The organism is Streptomyces sp. NPDC015130, assembly GCF_043080005.1.
Lineage (GTDB): Bacteria > Actinomycetota > Actinomycetes > Streptomycetales > Streptomycetaceae > Streptomyces.
The window spans coordinates 1-22,788 of sequence record NZ_JBIBVC010000004.1; the positions used below are offsets into that span (position 1 = coordinate 1).

Annotated in this window: 19 protein-coding genes and 1 pseudogene; 9 read left to right on the forward strand and 11 right to left on the reverse strand. The window is 73.2% G+C overall.

The window, feature by feature from the left end; genetic code table 11:
• Nucleotides 1-90: 90 nt before the first annotated feature.
• The 3 genes from ACF08F_RS08590 to ACF08F_RS08600 all read right to left on the reverse strand — a co-directional run bounded on the left by ACF08F_RS08590 (nt 91) and on the right by ACF08F_RS08600 (nt 2,653).
• Nucleotides 91-1,293: a serine hydrolase domain-containing protein gene (locus ACF08F_RS08590; protein WP_392297773.1), complete on the reverse strand. Its 1,203-nt coding sequence runs from the start codon at nt 1,291-1,293 to the stop codon at nt 91-93.
• 344 nt (nt 1,294-1,637) lie between these two features.
• Entirely contained in the window at nt 1,638-2,003 is a 366-nt protein-coding gene (locus ACF08F_RS08595) for a hypothetical protein (protein WP_392297774.1), read from the reverse strand.
• A 293-nt stretch (nt 2,004-2,296) separates the two neighbouring features.
• Nucleotides 2,297-2,653, reverse strand: coding sequence for a hypothetical protein (locus ACF08F_RS08600; RefSeq protein WP_392297775.1), 357 nt, complete (start codon nt 2,651-2,653; stop codon nt 2,297-2,299).
• Between the two features lie 137 nt (nt 2,654-2,790).
• On the opposite strand from ACF08F_RS08600, the gene ACF08F_RS08605 reads away from it, so the two are divergent.
• The 3 genes and pseudogenes from ACF08F_RS08605 to ACF08F_RS08615 all read left to right on the forward strand — a co-directional run bounded on the left by ACF08F_RS08605 (nt 2,791) and on the right by ACF08F_RS08615 (nt 5,832).
• Nucleotides 2,791-4,254, forward strand: a complete 1,464-nt coding sequence (locus ACF08F_RS08605) for a carboxylesterase/lipase family protein (protein WP_392297776.1) — start codon at nt 2,791-2,793, stop codon at nt 4,252-4,254.
• 200 nt (nt 4,255-4,454) lie between these two features.
• A pseudogene (locus tag ACF08F_RS08610) lies at nt 4,455-5,420 on the forward strand (sulfatase-like hydrolase/transferase); the annotation flags it as partial.
• Between the two features lie 73 nt (nt 5,421-5,493).
• Nucleotides 5,494-5,832 carry an NPCBM/NEW2 domain-containing protein gene (locus ACF08F_RS08615; RefSeq protein WP_392298246.1) on the forward strand — a complete coding sequence of 113 codons (339 nt, stop codon included), beginning with the start codon at nt 5,494-5,496 and terminating at the stop codon, nt 5,830-5,832.
• A gap of 19 nt (nt 5,833-5,851) precedes the next feature.
• Here ACF08F_RS08615 and ACF08F_RS08620 read toward each other — a convergent pair whose 3' ends face one another.
• Nucleotides 5,852-6,289: an OsmC family protein gene (locus tag ACF08F_RS08620; RefSeq protein ID WP_392297777.1), complete on the reverse strand. Its 438-nt coding sequence runs from the start codon at nt 6,287-6,289 to the stop codon at nt 5,852-5,854.
• 281 nt (nt 6,290-6,570) lie between these two features.
• Here ACF08F_RS08620 and ACF08F_RS08625 point away from each other — a divergent pair, with 281 nt between their 5' ends.
• Nucleotides 6,571-6,927 carry a hypothetical protein gene (locus ACF08F_RS08625; protein WP_392297778.1) on the forward strand — a complete coding sequence of 119 codons (357 nt, stop codon included), beginning with the start codon at nt 6,571-6,573 and terminating at the stop codon, nt 6,925-6,927.
• Nucleotide 6,928: 1 nt separating this feature from the next.
• On the opposite strand, the gene ACF08F_RS08630 is transcribed toward ACF08F_RS08625, so the two are convergent.
• Nucleotides 6,929-7,705 carry a type 1 glutamine amidotransferase gene (locus ACF08F_RS08630; RefSeq protein ID WP_392297779.1) on the reverse strand — a complete coding sequence of 259 codons (777 nt, stop codon included), beginning with the start codon at nt 7,703-7,705 and terminating at the stop codon, nt 6,929-6,931.
• Between the two features lie 168 nt (nt 7,706-7,873).
• On the opposite strand from ACF08F_RS08630, the gene ACF08F_RS08635 reads away from it, so the two are divergent.
• The 3 genes from ACF08F_RS08635 (at nt 7,874) to ACF08F_RS08645 (ending at nt 11,185) form a co-directional block, all read left to right on the forward strand.
• Nucleotides 7,874-8,236 carry a hypothetical protein gene (locus ACF08F_RS08635; protein WP_392297780.1) on the forward strand — a complete coding sequence of 121 codons (363 nt, stop codon included), beginning with the start codon at nt 7,874-7,876 and terminating at the stop codon, nt 8,234-8,236.
• 73 nt (nt 8,237-8,309) lie between these two features.
• On the forward strand, nt 8,310-10,691 hold the full coding sequence (locus ACF08F_RS08640; protein WP_392297781.1) for a molybdopterin cofactor-binding domain-containing protein: 2,382 nt from the start codon (nt 8,310-8,312) through the stop codon (nt 10,689-10,691).
• 14 nt (nt 10,692-10,705) lie between these two features.
• Entirely contained in the window at nt 10,706-11,185 is a 480-nt protein-coding gene (locus ACF08F_RS08645) for a (2Fe-2S)-binding protein (RefSeq protein WP_392297782.1), read from the forward strand.
• A gap of 84 nt (nt 11,186-11,269) precedes the next feature.
• Here ACF08F_RS08645 and ACF08F_RS08650 read toward each other — a convergent pair whose 3' ends face one another.
• Entirely contained in the window at nt 11,270-11,647 is a 378-nt protein-coding gene (locus ACF08F_RS08650; protein WP_392297783.1) for a MerR family transcriptional regulator, read from the reverse strand.
• Nucleotides 11,648-11,707: 60 nt separating this feature from the next.
• Here ACF08F_RS08650 and ACF08F_RS08655 point away from each other — a divergent pair, with 60 nt between their 5' ends.
• Nucleotides 11,708-13,075 carry an MFS transporter gene (locus ACF08F_RS08655; RefSeq protein WP_392297784.1) on the forward strand — a complete coding sequence of 456 codons (1,368 nt, stop codon included), beginning with the start codon at nt 11,708-11,710 and terminating at the stop codon, nt 13,073-13,075.
• Between the two features lie 79 nt (nt 13,076-13,154).
• On the opposite strand, the gene ACF08F_RS08660 is transcribed toward ACF08F_RS08655, so the two are convergent.
• Both ACF08F_RS08660 and ACF08F_RS08665 read right to left on the reverse strand, forming a co-directional pair.
• The gene (locus ACF08F_RS08660; RefSeq protein ID WP_392297785.1) at nt 13,155-13,976 is read right to left on the reverse strand and encodes a hypothetical protein; all 822 of its coding nucleotides are present in this window, start codon (nt 13,974-13,976) and stop codon (nt 13,155-13,157) included.
• Complete coding sequence (locus tag ACF08F_RS08665; RefSeq protein ID WP_392297786.1) at nt 13,976-15,253, reverse strand: VWA domain-containing protein; 1,278 nt, start codon at nt 15,251-15,253, stop codon at nt 13,976-13,978. The genes ACF08F_RS08660 and ACF08F_RS08665 overlap by 1 nt, the downstream gene beginning before the upstream one ends.
• Before the next feature lie 281 nt (nt 15,254-15,534).
• Between ACF08F_RS08665 and ACF08F_RS08670 the strand changes: the two genes are divergently transcribed.
• Nucleotides 15,535-18,651, forward strand: a complete 3,117-nt coding sequence (locus ACF08F_RS08670; RefSeq protein WP_392297787.1) for an RNA 2'-phosphotransferase — start codon at nt 15,535-15,537, stop codon at nt 18,649-18,651.
• 244 nt (nt 18,652-18,895) lie between these two features.
• Here ACF08F_RS08670 and ACF08F_RS08675 read toward each other — a convergent pair whose 3' ends face one another.
• The 3 genes from ACF08F_RS08675 to ACF08F_RS08685 are packed head-to-tail and all read right to left on the reverse strand — an operon-like array spanning nt 18,896 to nt 22,787.
• On the reverse strand, nt 18,896-19,975 hold the full coding sequence (locus ACF08F_RS08675; RefSeq protein ID WP_392297788.1) for a polyprenyl synthetase family protein: 1,080 nt from the start codon (nt 19,973-19,975) through the stop codon (nt 18,896-18,898).
• Nucleotides 19,975-21,366 carry a cytochrome P450 gene (locus tag ACF08F_RS08680; protein ID WP_392297789.1) on the reverse strand — a complete coding sequence of 464 codons (1,392 nt, stop codon included), beginning with the start codon at nt 21,364-21,366 and terminating at the stop codon, nt 19,975-19,977. Before ACF08F_RS08680 ends, ACF08F_RS08675 begins: the two co-directional genes overlap by 1 nt.
• Nucleotides 21,363-22,787, reverse strand: a complete 1,425-nt coding sequence (locus ACF08F_RS08685; RefSeq protein WP_392297790.1) for a cytochrome P450 — start codon at nt 22,785-22,787, stop codon at nt 21,363-21,365. Before ACF08F_RS08685 ends, ACF08F_RS08680 begins: the two co-directional genes overlap by 4 nt.
• Nucleotide 22,788: the final 1 nt, after the last annotated feature.

Below are 22,788 nucleotides of genomic sequence, written 5' to 3' on the forward strand. Positions count from 1 at the left end.
CCCGATACTGGATGTATCGGGGTGATCCCGACAACGCGGCGAGCGTGCGTGCCAGACGCCGTCGGGCAGGCGGGACTTTCGCAACACGCCCTAGCGCGGGGTGACGCTGCCGGCGTAGACGTTGTCCGGGGTCACGATCTCGGTGATCGCGCGGGCGAGCAGCGTGGACGGCTCCTGATTGTCCACGCGGCGGGCGTCCGTGTTGAGCATCAGGACCAGGGTGGCCTTCTGCGAGGGCAGGTAGACGGTCACCGTCTCGTACCCCGGCAGCGACCCGTTGTGGCCGATCCAGCCGTCGGTCTTCAGGATGCCGAGGCCGTACGTCGTGCCGGGGAAGCCGGTCGGCAGCGTCTTGAGCCGCTGCGCCTGGGTCTCGGGGGTGAGCAGCTCGCCGGTGGCGACGATTTTGGCCCAGCGGCGCAGGTCCTGGAGGTTCGAGATCATCGCCCCCGCCGCCCAGGCCCAGCTCGGGTTCCAGTCCGTGGCGTCCGCGATCTCGCCGCTCAGGGTCTGGTCGGTGTAGCCGTGCGAGTGCGGCTCGGGGAACTCGGCGGCGTCCGGGAACAGCGTGCCGAACAGGTGGGACGGGCGGAGGACGCGGTTGCGGATGACGTCCTGGAGGCGCTGGCCGGTCACCTTCTCGACGACCAGGCCGAGCAGGACCAGATTGCTGTTGGAGTACTGGAACTGCGCGCCCGGCTGGAAGGTGTTCCTGTGATTCATGCCGTACGGGAGCACCTCCTCCGGGGTCCACTGCCGCTGAGGGTCGCTCAGCAGATCGTGGATGAAGTCCGGGTCGGAGGTGTACGGGAACAGGCCGCTGCGCATCTCGGCGAGGTGGCGGAGCGTGATCCGGTGTCCGTTGCGCACGCCGTGCACGTACTTCGCGATCGGGTCGTCCAGGCCGACCCGGCCGTCGTCGACGAGCTGGAGCAGCGCGGTGACGGTGAAGGTCTTGGTCTCGCTGCCGATCCGGATGTACGAGTCGGCGGACATCGGCTCGCCGGTCGCGGTGTCGGCGACACCGGTCGCGCGGACGTAGCTCCCCTTGCCCGGCATCCACAGCCCGACGACGACGCCGGGGATGCCCGCCTGCGTGCGGATGTCCGCGACGGCCTTGTCCAGCCTGGCCTCGACCTGGGGGCCGAGCCCGCCCGGAGGGCAGTCCTCCTTGTCGTACCGGTCGACGCCCGCCGCCTGCACGGCCGGGGCCGGGGCCACGACCGTCGGGGCCAGCACGGACGCCACGAGCAGTGCGGCGGCGAACAGACGTCGGGTGGGGATGCGTCGCATGTGGGGGGCGCCTCTTCCGGGTCGGGGAGCAGGCAGCCACATCACCATCCGGACCCGTGGCGGAGGTGCCTGTCCGGGGAGCGCTCCGTCGATTCCACTCGTTCGGCGCCGCACGGTTCGCCGGGGCGGCCCCCTGGCGGGGCGGCTCCCCCAGGTGCGTGTGTGCGACTAAAGCGTGTTGCGAAAGTCCCGCCTGCCCGACGGCGCCTGGCACGCACGCTCGCTGCGTTGTCGGATCACCCCGATACATCCATTATCGGGGCGACCCTCCGCCTTGCGATCGCACGCACCAGACGCCGTCGGGCCCGCCCTTCGGGCGGCCGGCGCTACTTTCGCACCACGCCCTAGGTGTACGCGTCCGTGACGCAGTCGGCGGCGCAGCGCCAGTGCTCGAAGCGGCGCCGCAGCGCCGCCGCCGCGTGCGGCCGGTCCACCGCGGCGTACCCGTAGCGGTCCCGCGTCACGCTCACCACGGCCTCGACGGTGACGATGGCCGGTTCGCCGTCCCCGGCGGAGCTGCGGGCCGTCGCGATCACGTGGTCGGCGGCCCGCTGCAGGTCGCGCGCGTACTCCCGCTGGGCGACGGACCGGGCCCGCGCGGCGGCGAACGGCCGTACGGCGCGACCCTTCCAGACCACGCCCGCCGTGATGAACCCCGCCCCGAGGAGGAAGACGAGCGACCCCAGCGCGACGTCGAGGCTCCACCTCATCGCGTGCCGCCTTCCCCCGGGAACGCCTGAAAGACACGCACCGCTGGTCCGGCGGCCGGTCGGTCCGATTCTAGGGGGCGTCTTGCCGATCATGCCGGGCTCGCGGCGTCTGGTGCCGTGCCTCGCCGCGTTGTCGTCACTCGCCATGGCTCCGCCATGACTCCCTCCTCCGCCTTGCGATCCACGGCACCGGACGCCGCTCCCTGATCCGGCCTGATCGACAAGACGCCCCCTAGGGCGCCGGGCACCGCGTCCGCCGTCTGCCCGTGAACGCGTCCGGATGTCGGCGCGCGTCACTGTTTCCAGGGGGAGAGCCACCAGGGTTCGCCGGCGGTGGTCCTGGTGCCCTTGCCCGAGATGCGGAGCGTCAGGTCGTTGTCGAAGACGATGTCGACCGAGACGTCCGGGTGCTCGGTGGCCGTCACGACGTAGCTGTTGTTGACGCGGGCCAGGTCCGGCAGCGGATTGTCCCGTGTCTCGGCGCGAGGCGCCTCGGTGTCCCCGGGCTCCGTGATCCGCCAGCCGGTGTCCAGGTAGAGGCGGATCTCGCGTTCCGGGTCGCTCTCCGTGTCGAGGAAGGTGAGGAAGGGCCAGGCCTGGCGCTCTCCCACCTCGACGACCAGCTTTCCCGGCAGGTTCTCGACGGTCATCGGCCGATCATCCCTCGCGGACGGGGCGACGGCCGTGCGAACACGGTCGGCGACGACGGGATTGACACGTGTAAGTGTGCAGTGCAACGCTCCATGTCCGGCCCCGTGCCGCCGCCGCGCAGAAGGAGCAGCACCGCATGAGCACGACCGTCACCACCACCCGAGGCCCCGTCCGCGGCGAACGCCGTGCCGACGGCAGCCTCCGCTTCCTCGGCATCCCCTACGCTCAGCCCCCGGTGGGCGACCTCCGGTTCGCCGCGCCCGTCCCGCCGGAGCCGTGGACGGAGCCGCTCGACGCCACCGCATACGGCCCGACCGCCCAGCGCCGCCCCTTCGGCGAGGTCGTGATCATCCCCGAGCCCACCATCCCGGGCGAGGGCGTCCTCAACCTCAACGTCTTCACGCCCGGGGCCGACCCCGAGGCCGGGCTCCCCGTCCTCGTCTGGATCCACGGCGGCGGCTACGTCGCCGGCTCGGCGGCCAGCCCCTGGTACGACGGGGCCGCCTTCAACCGGGACGGCGTCATCGTCGTCTCGCTCGGCTACCGGCTCGGCATCGAGGGCTTCCTGCACCTGGAGGACGCCCCCGACAACCGCGGCGTACGCGACTGGATCGCGGCCCTGGAATGGGTCCGCGACAACATCGCGGCCTTCGGCGGCGACCCGGCCAAGGTCACCATCGCCGGTCAGTCGGCGGGCGGCGGCGCCGTCCAGACCCTCCTCGCCGTCCCGTCGGCCCGCGACCTGTTCCGTGGCGTCATCTCCGTCTCCGGCGCGCTCCTGCGCCCCGACGGCCCCGAGGTCGCCCGCGCCGCCGCCCGGCTCCTCACCTCCCGCACCGGCGTCCCCGCCACCGCGGCGGCCCTGCGGGACCTGGGCGACGACGAGCTGCTCGCGCTCCAGGACCGGCTGGCCGAGGAGGGCCCGGACCGTGAGGGCCTGCCGCCGATGCTGGCCCTCGCGCCCTTCGCGGACGGCGACCTGATCCCCGTACCGGCCCTGGAGGCCCTGACGGCGGGCGGCGCGGGCGACGGCGTCCCGCTGATGCTCGGCTTCACCGAGCACGAGTTCACGATGATCCCCGCGCCCGAGGGCCTGCCGGTACCGCTCGTGCTCGGCGGCCTCGGCCTCGACGAGGCCCGGACCGAGGCCTTCACCCGGGCGTACGCGGAGGGCGGCGAGGCCCACCTCTTCGGGCAGGCGCTCACCGACTCGATCTTCCGCGCCCCGAACCTCGCCGTCGCGGACGCTCGCGCCGCGCGGGAACAGCCCACCTGGCTCTACGAGTTCGCCTGGCGCTCGCCGGTGATGGGCATCGCGTTCCACTGCCTCGACCTGCCCTTCGCCTTCGACGTCCTCGACTCCGAGGGCGTCGCGCCCGCCGCCGGGGACGCGCCGCCGCGCGCACTCGCCGACGCCGTGCACCGCGCCTGGGTCGCCTTCGTGACGGACCAGGACCCGGGCGCCGACTGGCCGCGCTACACCACCGACGGGCGCGCCACGATGATCTGGGACGCCGAGCCTCGGATCGCCGAGGACCCGCTGAGCGGAGTCCGCGCGATCTGGTCCGACCGACCGGAGGGTGCCCCCTCGGGCGACTGACCGGAGAGTGCCGCCTCGGGCCGGCCCCCGGACCGTGTCACATGTTCTTCATGCGTTGTGCATGGTCCGCCGGGCCGGACGGCGACGATGATCGCCAGGAGCCCGGGACCCGTACGCCAGGGACCCGGGACCCGTAGGCCAGGGACCCGGGACCCGCAGCACCGTCAGCCGTGCCCGCCGCCTGCCCGAGGAGCCCCGCCATGTCCAGCCGCCGCCGCTTCCTCACCGGGTCCGCCGCCACGCTCGGCCTCGGGCCGCTGCCCGCGACCGGCGCCGTCGCGGCCCCGGCGGGACCGGCGACCGCCACCGAGCCCGAGGACACCACCCGCCCGCCGAACCTGGTCGTCGTGCTCGCCGACGACCTCGGGTACGGAGAGCTCGGCGCGTACGGGCAGAAGCTCATCACCACCCCGCGCATCGACGGACTCGCCGCCGACGGACTGCGGTTCACGGACGCGTACTCCACGGCGGCCGTCTGCGCCCCCTCCCGCTGCTCCGTCCTCACCGGACTGCACACCGGGCACGCGACCGTCCGCGCCAACCCGTCCGGGGCCCAGGGCTCCCTCACCGCCGCCGACACCACCTTCGCCCAGGTGCTCCGGGCCCGCGGCTACCGCACCGGCGTCATCGGCAAATGGGGCCTCGGGCCGGAGAGCGCCGGCCAGGACAGCCACCCCAACGCCCGCGGCTTCGAGGAGTTCCACGGCTACATCGACCACGGCCACGCCCACCAGTACTACCCCGAGTACCTCTGGCACGACGACCGGAAGGTGCGCGTCCCGGCCAACGCGGGCGGTGCCAAGGGCACGTACGCGCCCGACCTGCTGCGGCAGAAGGCGCTCGACTTCCTCGACCGCCACGCCGCCGAACCGTTCCTCCTCCTGCTCACCCCGACCGTGCCGCACGCCCCCAGCGACGTCCCCGACACCGGCGCCTACGCCTCCCGGAGCTGGACCGCCGCCGACAAGGGCCACGCCGCGCAGGTGGGCCTCCTCGACTCCCTCGTCGGCGACGTCGTCGACCGGCTGCACTCCCTCGGCCTCGCCGACGACAGCGTCGTCCTCGTCACCAGCGACAACGGCCCCCACGAGGAGGGCGGGGTCGATCCCGACCTGTTCGACGCCAACGGACCGCTGCGCGGCTACAAGCGGAACCTGTACGAAGGCGGGGTACGCGTTCCCCTCATCGCCTGGGGCCCCGGCCGCGTCCGGCAGGAACGGCGCCGGCGACGGCACGCCGATCGCCTTCGGCGGCACCACGTACCCCAAGGGCCTCGGCGTCCACGCCTACAGCGACGTGTCCTTCCACCTCGGCGGCGCGGGGAAGCGGTTCACCGCGCTCGTCGGCATCGACGACTTCTCGGCGCGCCAGAGCTCCGTGGGCGCGACCCGCGCCCTCGTGTACGGCGACGACCGCGTCCTCCTCACCACCCCCACCCTGACGGCCGCCACGGGCCCCGTACCGCTCGACGTGGACGTGCGGGGCGTCCGCGTCCTGCGCCTGGAGGTGACGGACGCCAACGCCCGGACGTCCTTCGACCACACGTCCTGGGCCCTCGCCCACGTCTCGGTCGGCTGAAGGCCCCGCGCGCGTCGGGTCAGCCCTCGAAACCGACCTTGCCGTCCGGGAGGATCGCCTCGACGCGCGCGCCGTGCTCGACCGTCCGGCTCACCGTGCAGAACTTCTCGTGCGTCAGACGCACCGCCCGGGCGAACACCTCCTCCGCCCGCGGGTTGCTGTCCGGCAGCTCGAACTCGTAGCTGACCCTGATCCGGCCCAGCCGGCCGTCGTCCTCGGGACCCGAGACCGACTCCACCACGATCCGCAGGTCGTCGTGGTCCACGGCGCGCGCCGTCCGGTCGACGACGAGACCGCCGCACCCGCCCATCGCCGCCAGCAGCAACTCGACCGGCGTGAACGAGGGCTGCGCGTCGGCGTCGTCGGCGGCGGCCATCCGGACCTCCGCGCCCCGGTCGTTGCGGGCGGTCCAGTTCCGGTACCCGGTACGGACGGTTTCGATCCGGTAGTCGGCCATGGCGGCGGAGCTCCTTCGCTGTGGTGCGGTGTTCGCTGTGGTGCGGTGTTCGCCGTGCTGCGGTGGCGGAACGGCCGACCGCCCCACCATCCCACGGCGCGGGTTCCGGCCCGGGGTCTGGCCCGGGTTTCCGGCCCGGGCCCGGCCCCGGCCCCAGCCCCGTGGTCCCGGTTCCGCCGGAGCGGACGCGCCGTCGCGCGTCCACCCCGGACATGCGTCCACCCCGGACATGAGTATCCGCACTCATGCGCCGGGGACGCGCCCTCCGGTGGGATGTCCCCATGTCCCGGAGCACCCCCACGGCCGACGACCGCGCCCCGCTCGCCTGGATCGCGCCGACGGCCGCCACCGTCGTCACCCTGCCCCTCACCTGCCTCGCGTTCCTCTCCGTCGTGCTCGACCCGCTGTCCTGCGACGCCTGCGCGGGCGCGAACACCGCCGCGTACAGGGCCGCCTACCTCCCGGCCTTCTGGACCTTCATCGTCGGCCTGCCGCTGCCGCTCGGGCTGCTCGTGACGAGCTGGGCCCTGCCGCGGAGCCGGCGGCACACGTCCCGGCGACGGACGGTCGCCCTCCTCGCCCCGACCGCCCTCGTCCTCCTCTACCTGCTGTTCCGCCTGCTCGCCGACCGGCGCTGACTCACCGCCCGCGGGAACGCGCGCCGGCACGGTCCAGCACGACGGCGCCCCAGGCCTCGGAGACCGCGCCCCAGACCGCACGGAGCCGCGGTTCCGCCTCCCGTACCGAGGCCACCACCGCCACCGGGTCGCCGCCGTCCGCCCGGACCTGCGCCTCGTCGGCCTCCGCCCACCGCGCGACCGTGCCGGCCCCCGCCTCCGGATGGAACTGGAGCGCCCAGCCCGAAGGCCCCACCCGGAAGGCCTGGTAAGGACAGTCGTCCCCGCCCAGCAGCTGTACGGCACCGTCCGGCAGCCGGTCCACCTCGTCCCAGTGCCACTGCGCGGCCGGCGCGCCCTCGGGCACCCCGCCGAGCACGGCGTCACCGTCGGCCGCCGCGAGCCGCCGCAGCGGTACGGCACCCAGCTCGGGCCCCCGCGTCCGCGGCACGACCGAACCGCCCAGGGCGTCGGCGACGATCTGGCCTCCCAGGCATATCCCGAGGAGCGGCACCTCACCGGCGACCGCCTCGCGGACCAGCGCACGGACCGGCGGCAGCCACGGCGCGGCCGCGTCGTCGCGGCAGCCGACGGACCCGCCGAGGACGAGGAGCCCCGCGTGCCCCCGCAGGTCCTCGGGGAGGGACTCACCCAGCCAGGCCCGCACCACGTCGAGCCGGAGCCCGGCCCGCACCAGGTGCTCCCCGACGAGCCCGGGACCGGCGTCCTCCTCGTGCTGCACGACGAGAACGCCGGGCTGCTCGCGTCCGACCGGTCCGGTCTCCACAGTCACACTCATCCGACACGTCTCCTCATCTGCTTCATCTGCTTCATCCGCTTCAGCGGGTTCATCTGCTTCATCCGGTCGATCTTGCGGATCCCGCCGGTCGCCGGTTGAGTACACCGGACCGCCCGGCTGAGTACGTCGACCGATACGCGGCGGGCCGGCCTCCGCTGGAATGGGCACATGACCTCCGACGCCCGGCGCACCCGGTCCCTCCAGCACGTCACCGCCACCGGCACGGCCCTCGCCGTGGCCCTCGGCCCCGTGGTGCTCGGCGCCCTGCTCGTCCGGTCGGCGGGCGGCGACCCGATGGCCTCCGTCAACGCCCTCATCGCGGGCGGCGGCCAACGCGCCCGGCTCTCCCGGGCCCACCTCCGCTCGTGCGGCGACCGTGTTCAGTCGCGCGGCCTGCGGGCGGGCCGGAAGGCCTGGGCGTCGGCTCCACGGGGTCCGGTCCGGGTGGCGTTGAGGCGTGCGACGTCGGTCATGCCCGGCACCCTACGACGGGCTTCCGTGCCGAAGGGTCTCCAGGGGGACCGCACATGAGCGATGATCGTCGCCTCTGACGAATACCCGGCAGTAGCAAGAACACCGGGGCCTGGACGAAAGGGCACACCGAATGCCGAGGCGGCACCGCGTGCGGGACGACCACCACACGAGCGGCGACGGGGCGGGCGTCGCGGGCGGGGGCGGTGAAGGCGCCATCGGGCGGCGCCGGTTCCTCGGCTACGTCCTCGCCGCCCCCACCCTCACCGTCGCCGCCCAGCTCGGCGCCGAGGCCCTCGTGCCCCGGCAGGCCGCCGCCGCGGCCCCGGCGCTCATCCCCTCGCTGCCCGGACCGGCCGAACTCCTCGACCTCAACGAGCTGCTGACGCTCGCCGCCCTGCCGACCAGCAACCTCATCACGATCCGCCTCGACAGCGAGGGCACCGCCCACTTCGCGCTGCCCCGCGCCGAGGTCGGCCAGGGCATCACCACCTCCACCGCCATGATCGTCGCGGAGGAACTCGACCTGCCCCTGGACAAGGTGAAGGTCACGCTCGCCGACGCCCGCCCCGAGCTCCTCTTCAACCAGCTGACCGGCGGCTCCAACACCACCTACTCCACCTACACCCCCATCCGCGTCGCCGCCGCCGTCGCCCGCGGCCGCCTCCTGCACGCCGCCTCCCTCGTCCTCGGCGACGCCGTCGAGACCCTCACCACCAAGGCCGGCGCCGTCCTCTCCCCGGCGGGCACGCTCCTCGGCTACGGCGAACTCGCCGCGAAGGCCGCCGCCCTCACCAGCACCGCGGTCGAGGTGGAGCTCAAGGACCGGGCCGACTTCCGCGTCATCGGCACCGCGCAGCGCAGGCTCGACGCCCTCGAAGCCGTCACCGGCCGCAAGAAGTTCACGATGGACCTCCAGGTCCCGGACGCGCTGCCGACGATGATCTGCCGCCCGCCCACCATCAACGGGACCGTCCGCTCCGTGGCCAACCTCGCCGCGGTCCGCGCCATGCCCGGCGTCACCGACGTCGTCACCGTCTCCACCGGCGTCGCCGTCCGCGCCCGCACCTTCGGCCAGTGCGTCGACGCCGTCCGTGCCCTCGACGTCGACTGGGGCCCCGGTACCGCCGAGGGCGCCTCCGACGCCACCGTCCTGGAGAAGCTCCGCCGGGCCGAACTCCCCCTCGTGGTCCCGCCGCTGCCCCTGCTCACCAAGGCGGTCGATGCCCGCTTCACCTTCCACTTCTCCAGCAACGCCGCCGTGGAGACGAACTGCGCCATCGCGGACGTACGGGAGGACTCCGCCGAGATCTGGGCCTCCCTGAAGGCCCCGATCGTGGCCCAGGAGCAGATCGCCCTCAAACTCGGCCTGCCGCCCACCGCCGTCCGCGTCCACGTCACCGAGGGCGGCGGCTCCTTCGGCCGCAAGCTCTTCCACGACGCCGCCCACGAGGCCGCCGAGGTCTCCCGCGCCCTCGGCAAGCCCGTCAAGCTGATGTGGCACCGCACCGACGACTTCCGCCAGGGCCGTACGCACCCGATGTCCACCTCGCGGGTCCGCGCCACCTACTCGCTGGGCGAGGTCCTGACGTACGAGCAGCGCCACACCTCCGTGGCCACCGACTTCGGCCACGGCATCGGCGAGCTCCTCACCGCCGAGGCGGCCCGGCTCCCCGTCGGCGACCTCGCCTTCTCCGAGACGATGTTCCAGCTCACCCAGGTCAGCCCCTACCACCTCGGCGTCACCACCCAGCTGCTCTCCGAGACCGACAAGGGCTACAACACCGGCTCCATGCGCGGCATCTACTCGCCCAACGTCCGCTGCGCCCAGGAACTCGTCATGGACGAACTGGCCAGGCGCACGAACCAGGACGGGTACGCGATGCGGCGCAAGCTCATCAAGGACCCGAGGGCGCGCGCCGTCCTCGACAAGGTCGCCCAGCAGGGGGAGTGGGGCCGGACGATGGCGCCGGGTACGGCCCAGGGCATCGCCGTCCACGCCGAGTACCACTCCTTCGTGGCGATCCTCGCCGAGATCGACTGCCGCCCGGAGACCACCGGACGGAAGATCCCCAACGCGTACACGGGACCGCGCGTGACGAAGGTCGTGTGCGCCGTCGACGTCGGTCTCGCCGTCAACCCGCGCGGCCTGGAGGCCCAGATGACGGGCGGCATCTCCGACGGCATCGCCATCACGCTCACGTCCGGACTCCACCTGCGTGACGGGCACTTCCTCGAAGGCAGCTGGGACCAGTACTTCTACACCCGGCAGTGGAACACCCCGCCGGAGCTGGAGATCGTCGTCATGCCCTCGAACGGCGAGAAGCCGGGCGGCGCGGGGGAGCTGGCGGTCGCCGGCGCCATGGCCGCCGTCGCCTGCGCCTACGGGCGGGCCACCGGCACGATGCCCACGGTCTTCCCGCTCAACCACGCCGAGCCGCTCGGCTTCACCCCCCTGCCGACCGTCCCGCCCGTCCCGGCCTCGCCCACCGACGGCCGCGACCGCACCATCTGAGACCTGGAGTCCCCGTGCCGCAGCACACCTTCATCCTGAACGGCAAGGCCGTCACCGCCGACGTCGAGGGCGACGTCCGGCTCCTCTGGGTCCTCAGGGACGTCCTCGGCGTCACCGGGCCCAAGTACGGCTGCGGGGTCGGCGTCTGCCGGGCCTGTACGAGCCACCTCAACGGCAAGGCGTTCACGCCCTGCGCCGTGCCCGTCGACGACCTCGCCCCGACCGACGAGGTCACCACCATCGAGGGCCTCCCCGACACCGTGGGCGGCGACCTGCACCCGATGCAGGAGGCCTGGCTCGACCTCGACGTCGCCCAGTGCGGCTTCTGCCAGCCGGGCCAGATCATGGCCGCCGTGGCGACGGTCCGGAAGGCGCGGGAGGCCGGACGGGAGATCACCGAGGCGGACCTCGACACGATCCGCAACATCTGCCGCTGCGGCACCTACCACCGCATCCGGCAGGCGGTCCTGGAGGGCTCCCGCCGCATGGAGTGACGGCCCGCGGACCCGGGCGCCGGTGTTCGGTCCTCGGCCCCGGGCGCCGGGTGTTCGGTCCTCGGCTTCCGCCCCCCTCCTCGGCTACGCCGAGCCCGTCGCCAACTTCTCCCGGACGGCGTCCAGATACTCCGCCACCGCGTCCCGGTTCCTGGTCAGGAACCGGATGCGCTCGGTCATCCGGTCCCGCTCCTCCTCCAGGGTCGCCAGCATCTCCGGTGTGGCGTCCGGGAAGTGGATGATCCGCGGCTTGTTCAGACACGGCAGGATCTGCTTGATGATCCGGGTCGGCAGACCGGCGTCGAGGAGCCCCCGGATCTGCACCACCCGGTCCACGTTCGACTCGTCGTAGACCCGGTAGCCGTTCGGCAACCGGTCCGCGACGATGAGCCCCTGCTCCTCGTAGTAGCGCAGCAGCCGACGCGGTGTTCCGGTGCGCTCCGACAGTTCCCCGATCCGCATGGACGCCCTCCAGGGACTCGCTTGACCCTCACATCAATGTGAGGGTTCGAGCATAGGTCCATGAGCTCCTCCCCGAAGCCCACCGGCCGCCTGCCCCTGCCCGCCCTGCTCGCCCTCGCCACCGCCGTGTTCGTCACGAGTCTCACCGAGACCCTCCCCGCCGGCGTCCTGCCCGGCCTGAGCACCGACCTCGGCGTCGCCGAGGCCGCCGCCGGCCAGACCGTCACCGTCTACGCGCTCGGCACCGCCCTCACCGCCGTCCCCCTCGCCGCCCGCACCGCGGACTGGCGCCGCAAGCGGCTGCTCCTCACCTCGGTCGCGGGATTCGCCGCCGCCAACACCGTCACCGCCGCCTCCTCCTCGTACGCCCTCACCATGGGCGCCCGCTTCCTCGCCGGGGTCGCCGCCGGGCTGGCCTGGGCCCTGCTCGCCGGCTACGCCCGCCGCATCGCCCCGACCCACCTCCAGGGCAGGGCCGTCGCCGTCGCCATGACCGGCATCCCGCTCGCCCTCTCGCTGGGCGTTCCGGCGGGCACCTTCCTCGGTGAAGCCGTGGGCTGGCGGGCCGCCTTCACCGCCATGACCGTGATCGCCGTCGGGCTCCTCGGCTGGATCGCCCTCGCCGTCCCCGACCTGCCGGGCGAGCGGAGCGGCGGACGCGCCCCGGTCGCCCGGACCCTGAAGGTCCCCGGCGTCCTGCCGGTCCTCGCCGTCACCTTCATGCTCGTCCTGGCCCACACCGTCCTCTACACCTACGTCGCCGCCTACCTCGGCCACCTCGGACTGGGCGGCTCCACCGGACTCGTCCTGCTCGTCTTCGGCGTGGCCTCGCTCGCCGGGATCTGGTTCACCGGTCGGTACATCGACCGCCGGCTCAGGGCCCTGACCCTCGGCGGCACGGTCCTCGTCGCCGCCGGCGCCGCCGCCCTCGCCGTACCGGCCGGAAGCACCGCGCTCGTCCTCGTCGCCGCCGGGCTCTGGGGCCTGGGCTGGGGCGGGGCGCCGACGCTGCTCCAGACCGCCGTCGCCGACGCGGGCGGGGACGCCGCCGACACCGCCCACACGATGCTGGTCAGCCTCTGGAACGCGGCCATGGCGGCCGGCGGCCTCGCGGGCGGCCTCCTCCTCGACGGGCTCGGCGCGGGGGCCCTTCCCTGGAGCGTCCTGCTCCTGCTGGTCCCCGTCGTCGCCGTCGTCACGGGAGCGCGCGCCCACGGCTTTCCCGCCCCCCGGCGCTTCCCTGACGACCCCCACGCCCCTGACCACCCCGCCGCCGCCCCTGACCACCCCGCCGCCGCCCATGACGGCCACGTCCCCGCCACCCGCCTCCGTGACTCCGAGCTCCCTGCCCCGGACCTCGCCGCGCCGGTTCTCCCCGCCCAGGATCTCCCTGTCCAGGACCTCCCCGCCCACCGGGGCCACTCCTGAGGAGCGTGCCCGCCGGAGCGGCCGAAGGCCCCCACCGCGACGGGGCGGTGGGGGCCTTCGGTGCTGTGCGCGAGGTGGCTCAGACGGCCGGTGGGACCCGGGACGGGCGGCCCGTGCCGCGCGTCAGGACGTAGCCGCCGATGCCGGCGAGCGCCGCGAGGACGCCCCCCGCCGCCGTCCAGATCCAGCGGTCGGACCACCAGCCCGAGGACCAGCCGTCCTCCGGGGCCGCCGCCTCCACGGCGGAGGGCCGGCCCGCCTCGGCGTCCGCCTCCGCCTGGTCGGCCGTGGTCGCCCCGGGCACGAGCGGCGCGGCGAGCGAGCCGTCCGTGGCGTAGGCGCCGCCCTTGTCGAGGGTGGTCACCCCGACCCGGGCCGTGAAGGGCTGGCCGAGGTCCTCGTCGCGCAGGCCCGTGACGGTGAGCCGGACGTAGTAGCTGCCGGGCAGCGGGTCGTTCGCCCAGGCGTCCGCCGACGCGCGGACCGGCCGCAGCACACAGGCGAGCTGCACCGACGCGGCCTCCTTGGCCGCCGTACGGGACTGGGTCCCGTACATGCACGGCTGACGCCGCCGCAGCCCGTCGTACACGTCGACCCGCCAGGTGGTGGGGCCGTGCCGCAGCGCGGAGTCGGGGAGCGTGACGGTGGCGTCCACCGTCGGCCGCTGCCCGGTGTCCGCGGGGAACACCCAGTACAGGTAGTCGCCGGTGGCGGCCTGCGCGGTGGCCTGCTGGCCCGGGAGGAACCTCGCGGCGGTGCGGAACGTCGTCCCGGCCTCCGTCGGCCCGGCCCCGGCGCTCGGGTCCGCGGTGGGGGAGTCGGCCGACGCGCCCGGCGCCGTGAGGCCGAGGAGCGCGGCGCCCGCGAGGGCGGCCGTGGCGAGCATGCGTACGGTACGCATCAGTTGGTCCTCCAGACAGCGACGCGCCAGCGGGACACCCAGCCCCAGAGCAGACCGGCCAGGAAGCCGGCGAGCACGAGCACGCCGAGCAGCCACCAGCCGCGGCCGAGACCGAAGGCGGCCACGTCCGAGGCGGCCGACGGGCCGTCGACGACGTCCACGGTCAGCTCGATCGGCATGCCGGGCGTCGTCTTGACCGACGGGGGAGCGGAGAAGGAGTTGCTGACCTGGAGGCAGACGGTCTCGGCGGCCGGCTTCACGTCCCCGGCGACGTCGTCGTCGAGCTCCGGCTTCGGGTACCGCAGTCCGGTCGATATGACGTCCGTGCGGCCGTCGCCCGCCTCCGAGCCGCGGACGATCTCCCGACCGTGGCGGGTGACCGCGCGCAGCAGCACCCCGTAGTCGTTGTTGACGGCCCGGTCGGCCGACACGCTGACGGAGGCGCGCAGTTCCTGGCCGGGCAGCAGCTCCACCCGGTACCAGCGGTGCTCGCCGAAGGTCTCGCGGTCGGTGTAGAGACCGGCCTTGAGGAGCGGGGCGTCGACGCACCGCGCCGTACCCTTCGTCCCCACGGGGGTGACGACCGGGTCGGCGGCGCGGTCGACGAGCTGCTTCACCCGGCGTGAGAGCTCCTCCGTGCGGTGGACGGAGGTGTACGTGCCTCCGGTCGCCTCCGCGATGCAGGTGAGCTGCTGGCGGGTCTTGGCGTCGGGCACGAGGCCGAGCGTGTCGATGACGAGGTGGATCCCCTTGGCCGCGATCTCCCGTGCGACCTGGCAGGGGTCGAGCGGGGCGCAGGTGTCCTCGCCGTCGGTGATGAGCACGATCCGCTTGGTCGCCCCGTCCTCGCCGAGGTCGTCGGCCGCACCGAGGAGCGCCGGGCCGATCGGCGTCCAGCCGGTGGGGGCGAGGGTGGCGACGGCGGTCTTGGCTTCCGTGCGGTCGAGCGGGCCGACGGGGTAGAGCTGCCGGGTGTCCTTGCAGCCCCGCTTGCGGTCGGGCCCGGGATAGTCGGCGCCGAGCGTGCGGATGCCGAGCCGCACCTCCTCGGGAACCGCGTCCAGGACCTCGTTGAAGGCCTGCTTGGCCGCGGACATACGGGACTTGCCGTCGATGTCCTTGGCCCGCATGGAGCCGCTGACGTCGAGCACCAGCTCGACCTTGGGTGATTCCTTCGCCACCGGCGCGTCGGCGGCCGCGCCGGTCGGCAGGAGCGCGGCGGTCAGGGCGGCGAGCAGCGCGACCGCCCCGGTCGCCAGCCGTTTTCTCGTGATCATCGCCGGATCGTATTGATGATCCTCCGACAAACCAAAACGGGACGGGCGGGCGTCCGGTCAGCGGTGCTCGGGGTTCGCGACGAGATCCGGCCCGCAGCCGCCGTCCCGAGCGCCGGTCGCCGAGCGCCGGTCGCCACGCGCCGGAACGCACGCCGCGGTCGGCGCCGCGAGGTCCGCCGTTGAACAGCCCGCCCGCTTGAGCAGCCCGCCCGCTTGAGCAGCCGGGCCGGGTGCATCGGTAACCCGACGAACTGTCAGGGGCTCCGCTTAGACTCGCCGGGGTGAGCGTCGATCGGAAAGTCACACCGCTGGATCTTGCGCGCCGGACACCGCCTCCGGTCTCCGGCCTCTCCGAGGCGGAGATCCGCCTCGCTTTAGAAGAGCATTGTCCCGAGCTCGTCAGCCTGCTGCACTGGCTCGGGAGTTCGCTCGACGAAACCCTCTCCGAGTGGATCCGGCTCCGTGGAGCCCCCTGGGTGTCGACCGCGGTGAACCCCCAGACGTCGGCCCGTCGCATCTTCGAACTCTGGAAGGAGTTCCTCAGCGACGACGGCCGCCCGCTGCTGGAGCTGCTCGTGTTCGAGCACTGCTTCTGTCGGCCGGCCGCGACGTCGCAGGGGCTTCCACCCGGAATGCACTTCGCGAAGACGCTGCACGTGGTCCGACAGCGGATCGGCACCAAGCTGCACCACCACGCGCTCGACGTGACCTGGCAGCGGCCCACGGTGTTCTGTCGGGCACTGCGCCTGGCCGAGGTCTACCTGGACGCCGTGGTGAGCGACAGCGAGTCGACCCGGGTGAACGCTCGTCACCAGTTCAGCGGACGCCTCGGCCAAGGTCCGGTGCTGCTCAGCAGGTTCGAGTCGGTCGGTACGGCCGAGCTGTCGCGGTCCGTCGAGCTGATCCGGCGCTCGATAGAGGAGGGCAACAAGGTCGCCGACGCGGTGCCGTACCTGATGGAGGGCTTCCTGCGTCTGCACGACAGCACCGGCGACCGCAGGTACCTGGGCCGGATCATCGAGGCGGACCGGGAGTTCACGGACGCCGAGAAGAGCACCGCCTGGCGACTGCACATCGCCGAGGCGTGGCTCCGGCTGGCCGACGGGCGCCCGATGGACACGTGGACCGCCGACTACCTCGATCGGGCCGCCACCACCCTCGACACCATCCGAAGCTTCGCCAGCGGGGAGGCGGTGCGCCACACGCTTCTGCTGACCATCGTCACCCAGGCACGCGCGGTAACCGGGTCGGCGACCGTCCGCCTCGCACTGCGCGGTCTGCCGAGCCAGTTCGGGTTCGACCAGCAGGTGCAGCGGTTCGTCGGCGCCGGCGCCCCGGCGTCCTCGTTCCCGCACCTGGTCCTCGGCGCCCTGAACGAGCGGTTCAAGGGCTCAGGTGAGCCGCTGATCAGGCGTCTTCTCGCCGACTGGCACCGGGCGTGCGCAGAGTTCATGGACTGCCCGATCCCGACCCGGCTCGAACTGCGCCGCACGGTCATCGACCTCCTCGGGGGCGGCACGGCCGGCACCGCCCTGACGGACACGCCGAGCCGGATGCGGTACGCCGACGACCTGCTGCACGTGGCCGCGCTGGGAGCCTCGCCCCAGCACTGGGCAGAGGGAGTGGTGCGGCTCGTACGGGAGACCGCCGACGACCCGTCGACCTGCGTCCCCCTGGTCGTCCTGGGCCGGGAGGCCGAACACCGGCGGAACGTCAGTCCCGCCGACCGCGCCACGCTGGAAGCCCGGCTGGTCGGCATCGTCTCGGATCCCGCCTCCTGGGTCCGGGCACTCGCCGACGGTGACGCGGGCTTCTACTACGCCCGGGCGGCCACCCGCGCGATGTCCAGCCCGGACGTGACGCGTCGCAACCTCGGCGGCCGCAGCAACGTGGTCACCGTCGAGGACCACCTGGGTTTCGCCTCGTCGACCCTGGTGTTCAAGCCCACGCACACGGACAACGTCGAACGCGACACCCGTACCGCACAGGCCGTACGGACCGCTCTCGCCCACGTGGGCGCCGACACCCGCTTCCGCACCAGCGACCTGATCACCACCCTGGACGCGGACGAGCTGAGCAGCCGCTCGGGCCTCGCGCCCAACGTGAACGTGATCACCGTCCGACGGTTCGAGCACGGAACGGTCCTCGCCGAGCTGCTCTCCCCCGAGACGGAGGACGTCTCGCGGGACCTGCTCAAACAGGCGGCCGCCTTTCTCGCCTACATCCACGCCGCTCCCCGGCCGGGCGAGGCCAAGCCCACCAAGGTCCGCGCCAAGGTGCGCAACCGGGTGCGGATGTGGCTTCGCGACGTCTTCCCCAAGGGCGCCGACAGACTGGTCGACCAGACCTTCGACAGATGGTGGGCGCTGCTGGCCGACGCGCCGACGCTGCCCCGCAGGGACGCGCACGCGTTCAACTGGCTCGCCACCGACGACGGAAGGCTCGTCGCGATCGACCTGGAGGCGACGGGCCACGAACCGGTCGGGTGCGAACTGGCCCAGCTGACGGATGACGTACCGGCCCTGGCACCAGGGTCCTGGGACCTTCGCCGTGAGGTGTTCGAAAGCTACGTCGCAGCGCTGCGTGAGTGCACCGGTGAGCCGTACGACGACGCGGAGGTCGAACGGATCTGGGCCGTCTACCGCGCCTCACTCGTCGTCAGGGCGGTACGGTGCCTGACGGCTCCGACCGGCGACCCCGGGCTCCGCCGGCACGGGGAGGCCCTGCTGGACGAGATCAGCGCCCACCCGGAGTGGGGTCCCGTCCACGAGGTGGCCGTCACCCTCCGCGACGCCTGGGCCGAGCGGCGCGGCGCCCCAGGGGGCGCGCCGCTGCGGGAGCTCAACCTCGGACGCAAGAGGCGGATCAGCAAGGCTCTTGCCTACCAGTTGCGCCACAACCCGAGGCTGCCGACGAACCCGCAGGGCTGGGCACGGCTCGACGACCTCCTGTCCGTCCTCGCGGAGAGCGGACAGTCCGTGTCGTCCGCAGAGGTGCTGGCCGTCGCCCAGGCCTTGGACGAGCCGCGCTTCGAGGTCTGGGACAACCTGATCCGCGCTCGCTACGGTCACACCAGGTCGGCACCCGACGACCACGCGGTCGACACACCGGACGGGCCGCTGTACCACGCCACGGCCTCGGAGAACCTGCGCGACATCCTCCAACTCCGGCAGGGACTGAGACCGATGACACGGAAGGCCGTCCACCTCACGACCCATCCACGAACGGCGGTCCTCGCCGGACGTCGACACGGCCCCGCCGTACTCCTGTCGGTCCACGACCCGGCCGCCCACGGCCTCGAGTGCCGCTACGCCGGGGGCACCACCTGGCTGATCGACGAAGTCCCGGCCGGGGCACTGGCGGTGGTCCCACTCCACCAGCTCTTCTCCGCGCACTGAGCCCGGAGCGGCGGAAGGAGCCACCTCCACAGCGGCCCACGCCTGTCATGGGCGTGGGCCAGGATGCTCGGCATCAACGCAGAGGACGAGAAGGAGATCGTGGACTTCCGTCAGGAGGGTTTGTTCCTCGTCTTCGACGAGACCGACATCCTCCGTGCGCTGAGGGAGCCGCAGGAGCGGGAACGGACGGGAAGAACGGTGGAGGCGGTGGGGTGTCGGACCCGCACCGCCCCCTGTTCTGCGGTCATCCGCGGGGGTGGCTCAGGACGGCGATGGCGAGGTCGGCCAGCAGGCCGACGCCGTCGGGGCCGATGCCGTCGACCGCCTCGTCCAGGATGCCCAGGCAGCGTTCACGCCGGCGGGCGATCGCCTGCCGGGTCGCGGTGAGCGCACCCGAGGCGCGGACGCGGTGGGCCGCCTCGCCGGCCGGCCCGGTGCGGGGCCCGTCCCGACGGGCGAGTTCCTCCAGCAGCCGCCGCAGCCCGGGGTCGCGGTGCAGCGCCCAGAGCGTGGGGTAGGTGTAGACGCCGTTGGCGATGTCGTGCCCCACCGGCTTGCCCGTGGAGGCATGGCTGGCCGTCAGGTCGAGCAGGTCGTCGAGGAGTTGGAACCCCACGCCGAGATGGTGGCCGAAGCGGCCCAGGGCCCGGGTCGTGGTGGCGTCCAGTCCTGCGGCGAGCGCGCCGGTGCGGCACGCCGCGTCGATCAGGGCACCGGTCTTCCCGCCGATCGCCCTGAAGTACGACTGTTCACCGCGGTCGACGTCGAAGAGCGTGGAGGCCTCCTCGGCCTGGCCCTCGCACAGCCGCACCAGGGTGTGGCCCAGGAGGGTTCCGGCCTCGGCGCCGAGGCCGGAAGCGGCGGTGTGCGCGTGGCCGATGAGGTAGTCGCCGGCGAGCAGGGCGCGGCTGTTGCCGGCCCGTGCGCTGATGGTCGCGACCCCGTGCCGGGTCACCGCCTCGTCCATGATGTCGTCGTGGACGAGACTTGCCAGATGCAGCAGTTCCACGGCGCGGGCACCGCTGACGGCGCGGCCGCGTGTGCGCGCCGACGGCGGGCCGGCGGCGTGTGCGCAGGCCAGGGCCAGCAGCGGACGCAGCCGTTTGCCGCCCGAGAAGACGTCGGCCATGGCCGGCGGGATGACCAGCGGCGCGGCGCGGACGACGGTGTCGATGCCGTCCAGGCAGGCCCGCAGGTCCGCGTGCACGGTGGCGGCTCCCAGCCGCCCGACCAGCACACCGTACGCCGGGGTGGGCCGCATGCCCTCGACGGGCGGGCGCAGGGGGGCGTCCACGAGGCCGGCCTGCAGTGTCATCTGGGTCATCACGCCACCGCCCGGTACCCGGTCGACGTGCCCGTGGTGGCCGCGCCGAGGGGGGTGCGTGCTTCGACTCTCAGCACGACGTGCTCGGCACCGAGCGAAGCACGGACCAGGGGCCGCGCCGTCGTACCGGGAACGGCCCGCAGCCTGAACCGGGACGCCACGGCGGCGACCGCGAGGGACAGTTCCGTCAGGGCCACTTCGTCTCCGATGCACTTGCGGTTGCCGGCCCCGAAGGGCAGCAGTGCGGCGCGGGCGGCGGGGGAGGGGGAGCGCCAGCGGCCGGGGTCGAAGCGTGACGGATGCGGGAACACGTCCTGGTCATGGTGGAGTTGGTACGGGCTGAACAGCACCGTGGCACCCTTGGGCACCGGATGGCCCAGAAGGTCGGTGTCCTTGGTGGCGACGCGGCTGAGCAGCCACGCCGGCGGGTAGAGCCGCAGTGCTTCGAGCACGATGTGCCGCGTGTGCTCCAGGCGCGCCAGGTCCGCCGCGCTCAGGTCGCGGGCCGGCCTGCCGCGCAGCACGTCGTCGGCCTCGGCGTGCAGGGCGCGCTCGGCCTCGGGATGCTCCGACAGCAGCTGGAACACCCAGGTCAGCGCGGAGCCCGGCGGCTCGGTCGCCCCGATGAGCAGCGTCATGACCTGGTCGTGGATCTCGGCGTCGCTCAGTGACGTACCGTGCTCGTCGCGGGAGCTCACCAGGATCGACAGGACGTCGCCGTGGTCCTTCCCGGCGTCGCGGTAGGAGCGGACGGTGTCGGCGATGACGCGGTGCATCGTGGCCCTGGCCTGGTCGAAGCTGCGGTTGGCGGGCAGCGGCAGGCGGTGCACCCAGTCGGCCGGGACGAGCATGCGCCGGTAGACGCCCCGCATGACCAGCGGCATGCTCGCGACGACCTCGCCGACGGCCCGCTCACCCAGCTGGGCACCGAACATCGTCCGTGCCGCGACCTCGAGGGCCAGCGTGTGCATCTCCCGGCCCATGTCCAGTGTCCGGCCGTGCTGCCACCGGCCCAGCGCCATGTCGATCTGCTCGGCCATCAGCCCGGTGTAGCCGGGAAGCCGCGAGGTGCCGAACGCGGGCTGCATCAGCAGCCGCTGCCTGCGGTGCGTGGCGAAGTCCGAACTGACCAGACCGTCACCCACCAGTAGCCGGGCCTTCTCGAACAGCGGGCCGCCCTTGTCGAAGGTCCGCGGATCGTGCAGCACGGTGCGCACCGCGTCGATGCCGCACGCCAGATGGGCGCGGTGGCGGCCCAGGCGCAGCGTCACGACGTCATCGCGCCCGGACAGCTCACGCAGGAAGGGCAGCGGGCGCCGCCACAACTGCACGGCATGGCCCACGACCGGCAGCCCGTGCGGGGCCTGGGCCGGTGCCGCGGCCCGGGTCATGCCCGCCCGCCCTGGTAGGGGCATTCGGCCGGTCGAACCGAGGGCGCCGGGGTGTGATGCGCGGCGGCGCGGCGGTGCAGCACCATCGGCATCGGGCCGGGGCCGAGGGTCGCCTCGGGCAGCGAGACCCGCTTGGCGTCCGGGATCATCCGCAGCGACCAGCCCGACAGGATCGTCGCGATGACGATCATCGCCTCGTTCAGCGCGAACTTGTCACCGATGCACTTGCGGTTGCCCATGATGAAGGGCTGCATGGCGGCCTCGGTGATGTCGTCGACGCGCTCCGGCAGCCACCGGTCCGGGTCGAACGTCTCGGGCCGCGCGAACAGGTCCGGGTTGTGGTGCAGCAGATACGGGCTGAGCAGCACGATGGTGTCCCGGCCGATGCGGTGGCCGCCCAGCTCGGTGTCGCACGTGGTCATCCGGGTCAGCAGCCACACCGGCGGACGGATCCGCAGGGTCTCGTGCAGCACCCGGTACAGATACGGCAGGCGGGGGAGGTCCTCGAACTCCGGCGGCCTGCCGGCCAGCACCTCGTCGAGCTCCGCGCACAGCCGCCGTTCGACCTCGGGGTGCTCGGTGATCAGGTGCAGGGCCGAGCAGATCGCGTTCGCCGTCGTCTCCATGCCGCCGGCCAGCAGCGTCATGACCTGCTTGTGGATCTCCGTCTCGGACATGCTCTGCCCGGAGCCCTCGTCGACCGCGCCGATCAGGATCGACATCAGGTCGCCGTGGTCGACGCCCGCACTGCGGTACTGCTCGATCGTCTCGTCGACGACCTGTTCCATCCGCTCGTGCGCGAGCTGGAACTCGCGGTTCTCCCGGGTGGGCAGCTTCTCCAGCAGCGAGGTCGGCGCGACCATCCGCTTGTAGACGCCGCGGTTGATGATCGGCATGCACTCCTGCACCTCGGCCGCGGCGCGCCCGCTCATCGGGTTGGTGAACATGGTGCGCGAGGCGATGCGCAGCGTCACCGTGTGCATCTCGTCGCGTACGTCGCGTTCCTGGCCGTCTGCCCAGCCGTCGAGCAGCGCCGCGATCTCCTCCCGCATCACCGCCACGTACCCGGGCATCCGCGACTTGTGGAAGCCCGGCTGCATCATCCGCCGCTGCCTGCGGTGCGGCTCCCAGGTCGCCGCGAACAGCCCGCTGCCGACGAGTTGCTCGGCCTTCTCGAACAGCGGCCCGCCCTTGTCGAAGGTCCGCGGCTCCAGCAGCACACGCTTGATCAACTCGGGGTGGCAGACCATGACGGCCTGGCGGCGCCCCAGCCGGACCTCCACCAGGTCCCCGTGCCGGGGCAGCCCGGTCAGGAACTCCAGCGGTCGGCGGGCCAGTGGCACGGCGTGGCCGAGCAGGGGCAGGGCCCCGGGCGCGAGCGCGTAGGACATCGTGCGGGGCGGTGGCGAGACGGTGGTCACG

Excerpts from the sequence above, each read along its gene's own strand:
- ACF08F_RS08590 (WP_392297773.1), bottom strand. The coding sequence starts at position 1,293 with ATGCGACGCATCCCCACCCGACGTCTGTTCGCCGCCGCACTGCTCGTG.
- ACF08F_RS08595 (WP_392297774.1), bottom strand. The coding sequence starts at position 2,003 with ATGAGGTGGAGCCTCGACGTCGCGCTGGGGTCGCTCGTCTTCCTCCTC.
- ACF08F_RS08600 (WP_392297775.1), bottom strand. The coding sequence starts at position 2,653 with ATGACCGTCGAGAACCTGCCGGGAAAGCTGGTCGTCGAGGTGGGAGAG.
- ACF08F_RS08605 (WP_392297776.1), top strand. The coding sequence starts at position 2,791 with ATGAGCACGACCGTCACCACCACCCGAGGCCCCGTCCGCGGCGAACGC.
- ACF08F_RS08620 (WP_392297777.1), bottom strand. The coding sequence starts at position 6,289 with ATGGCCGACTACCGGATCGAAACCGTCCGTACCGGGTACCGGAACTGG.
- ACF08F_RS08625 (WP_392297778.1), top strand. The coding sequence starts at position 6,571 with ATGTCCCGGAGCACCCCCACGGCCGACGACCGCGCCCCGCTCGCCTGG.
- ACF08F_RS08630 (WP_392297779.1), bottom strand. The coding sequence starts at position 7,705 with ATGAGTGTGACTGTGGAGACCGGACCGGTCGGACGCGAGCAGCCCGGC.
- ACF08F_RS08635 (WP_392297780.1), top strand. The coding sequence starts at position 7,874 with ATGACCTCCGACGCCCGGCGCACCCGGTCCCTCCAGCACGTCACCGCC.
- ACF08F_RS08640 (WP_392297781.1), top strand. The coding sequence starts at position 8,310 with ATGCCGAGGCGGCACCGCGTGCGGGACGACCACCACACGAGCGGCGAC.
- ACF08F_RS08650 (WP_392297783.1), bottom strand. The coding sequence starts at position 11,647 with ATGCGGATCGGGGAACTGTCGGAGCGCACCGGAACACCGCGTCGGCTG.
- ACF08F_RS08655 (WP_392297784.1), top strand. The coding sequence starts at position 11,708 with ATGAGCTCCTCCCCGAAGCCCACCGGCCGCCTGCCCCTGCCCGCCCTG.
- ACF08F_RS08660 (WP_392297785.1), bottom strand. The coding sequence starts at position 13,976 with ATGCGTACCGTACGCATGCTCGCCACGGCCGCCCTCGCGGGCGCCGCG.
- ACF08F_RS08665 (WP_392297786.1), bottom strand. The coding sequence starts at position 15,253 with ATGATCACGAGAAAACGGCTGGCGACCGGGGCGGTCGCGCTGCTCGCC.
- ACF08F_RS08675 (WP_392297788.1), bottom strand. The coding sequence starts at position 19,975 with ATGACCCAGATGACACTGCAGGCCGGCCTCGTGGACGCCCCCCTGCGC.
- ACF08F_RS08680 (WP_392297789.1), bottom strand. The coding sequence starts at position 21,366 with ATGACCCGGGCCGCGGCACCGGCCCAGGCCCCGCACGGGCTGCCGGTC.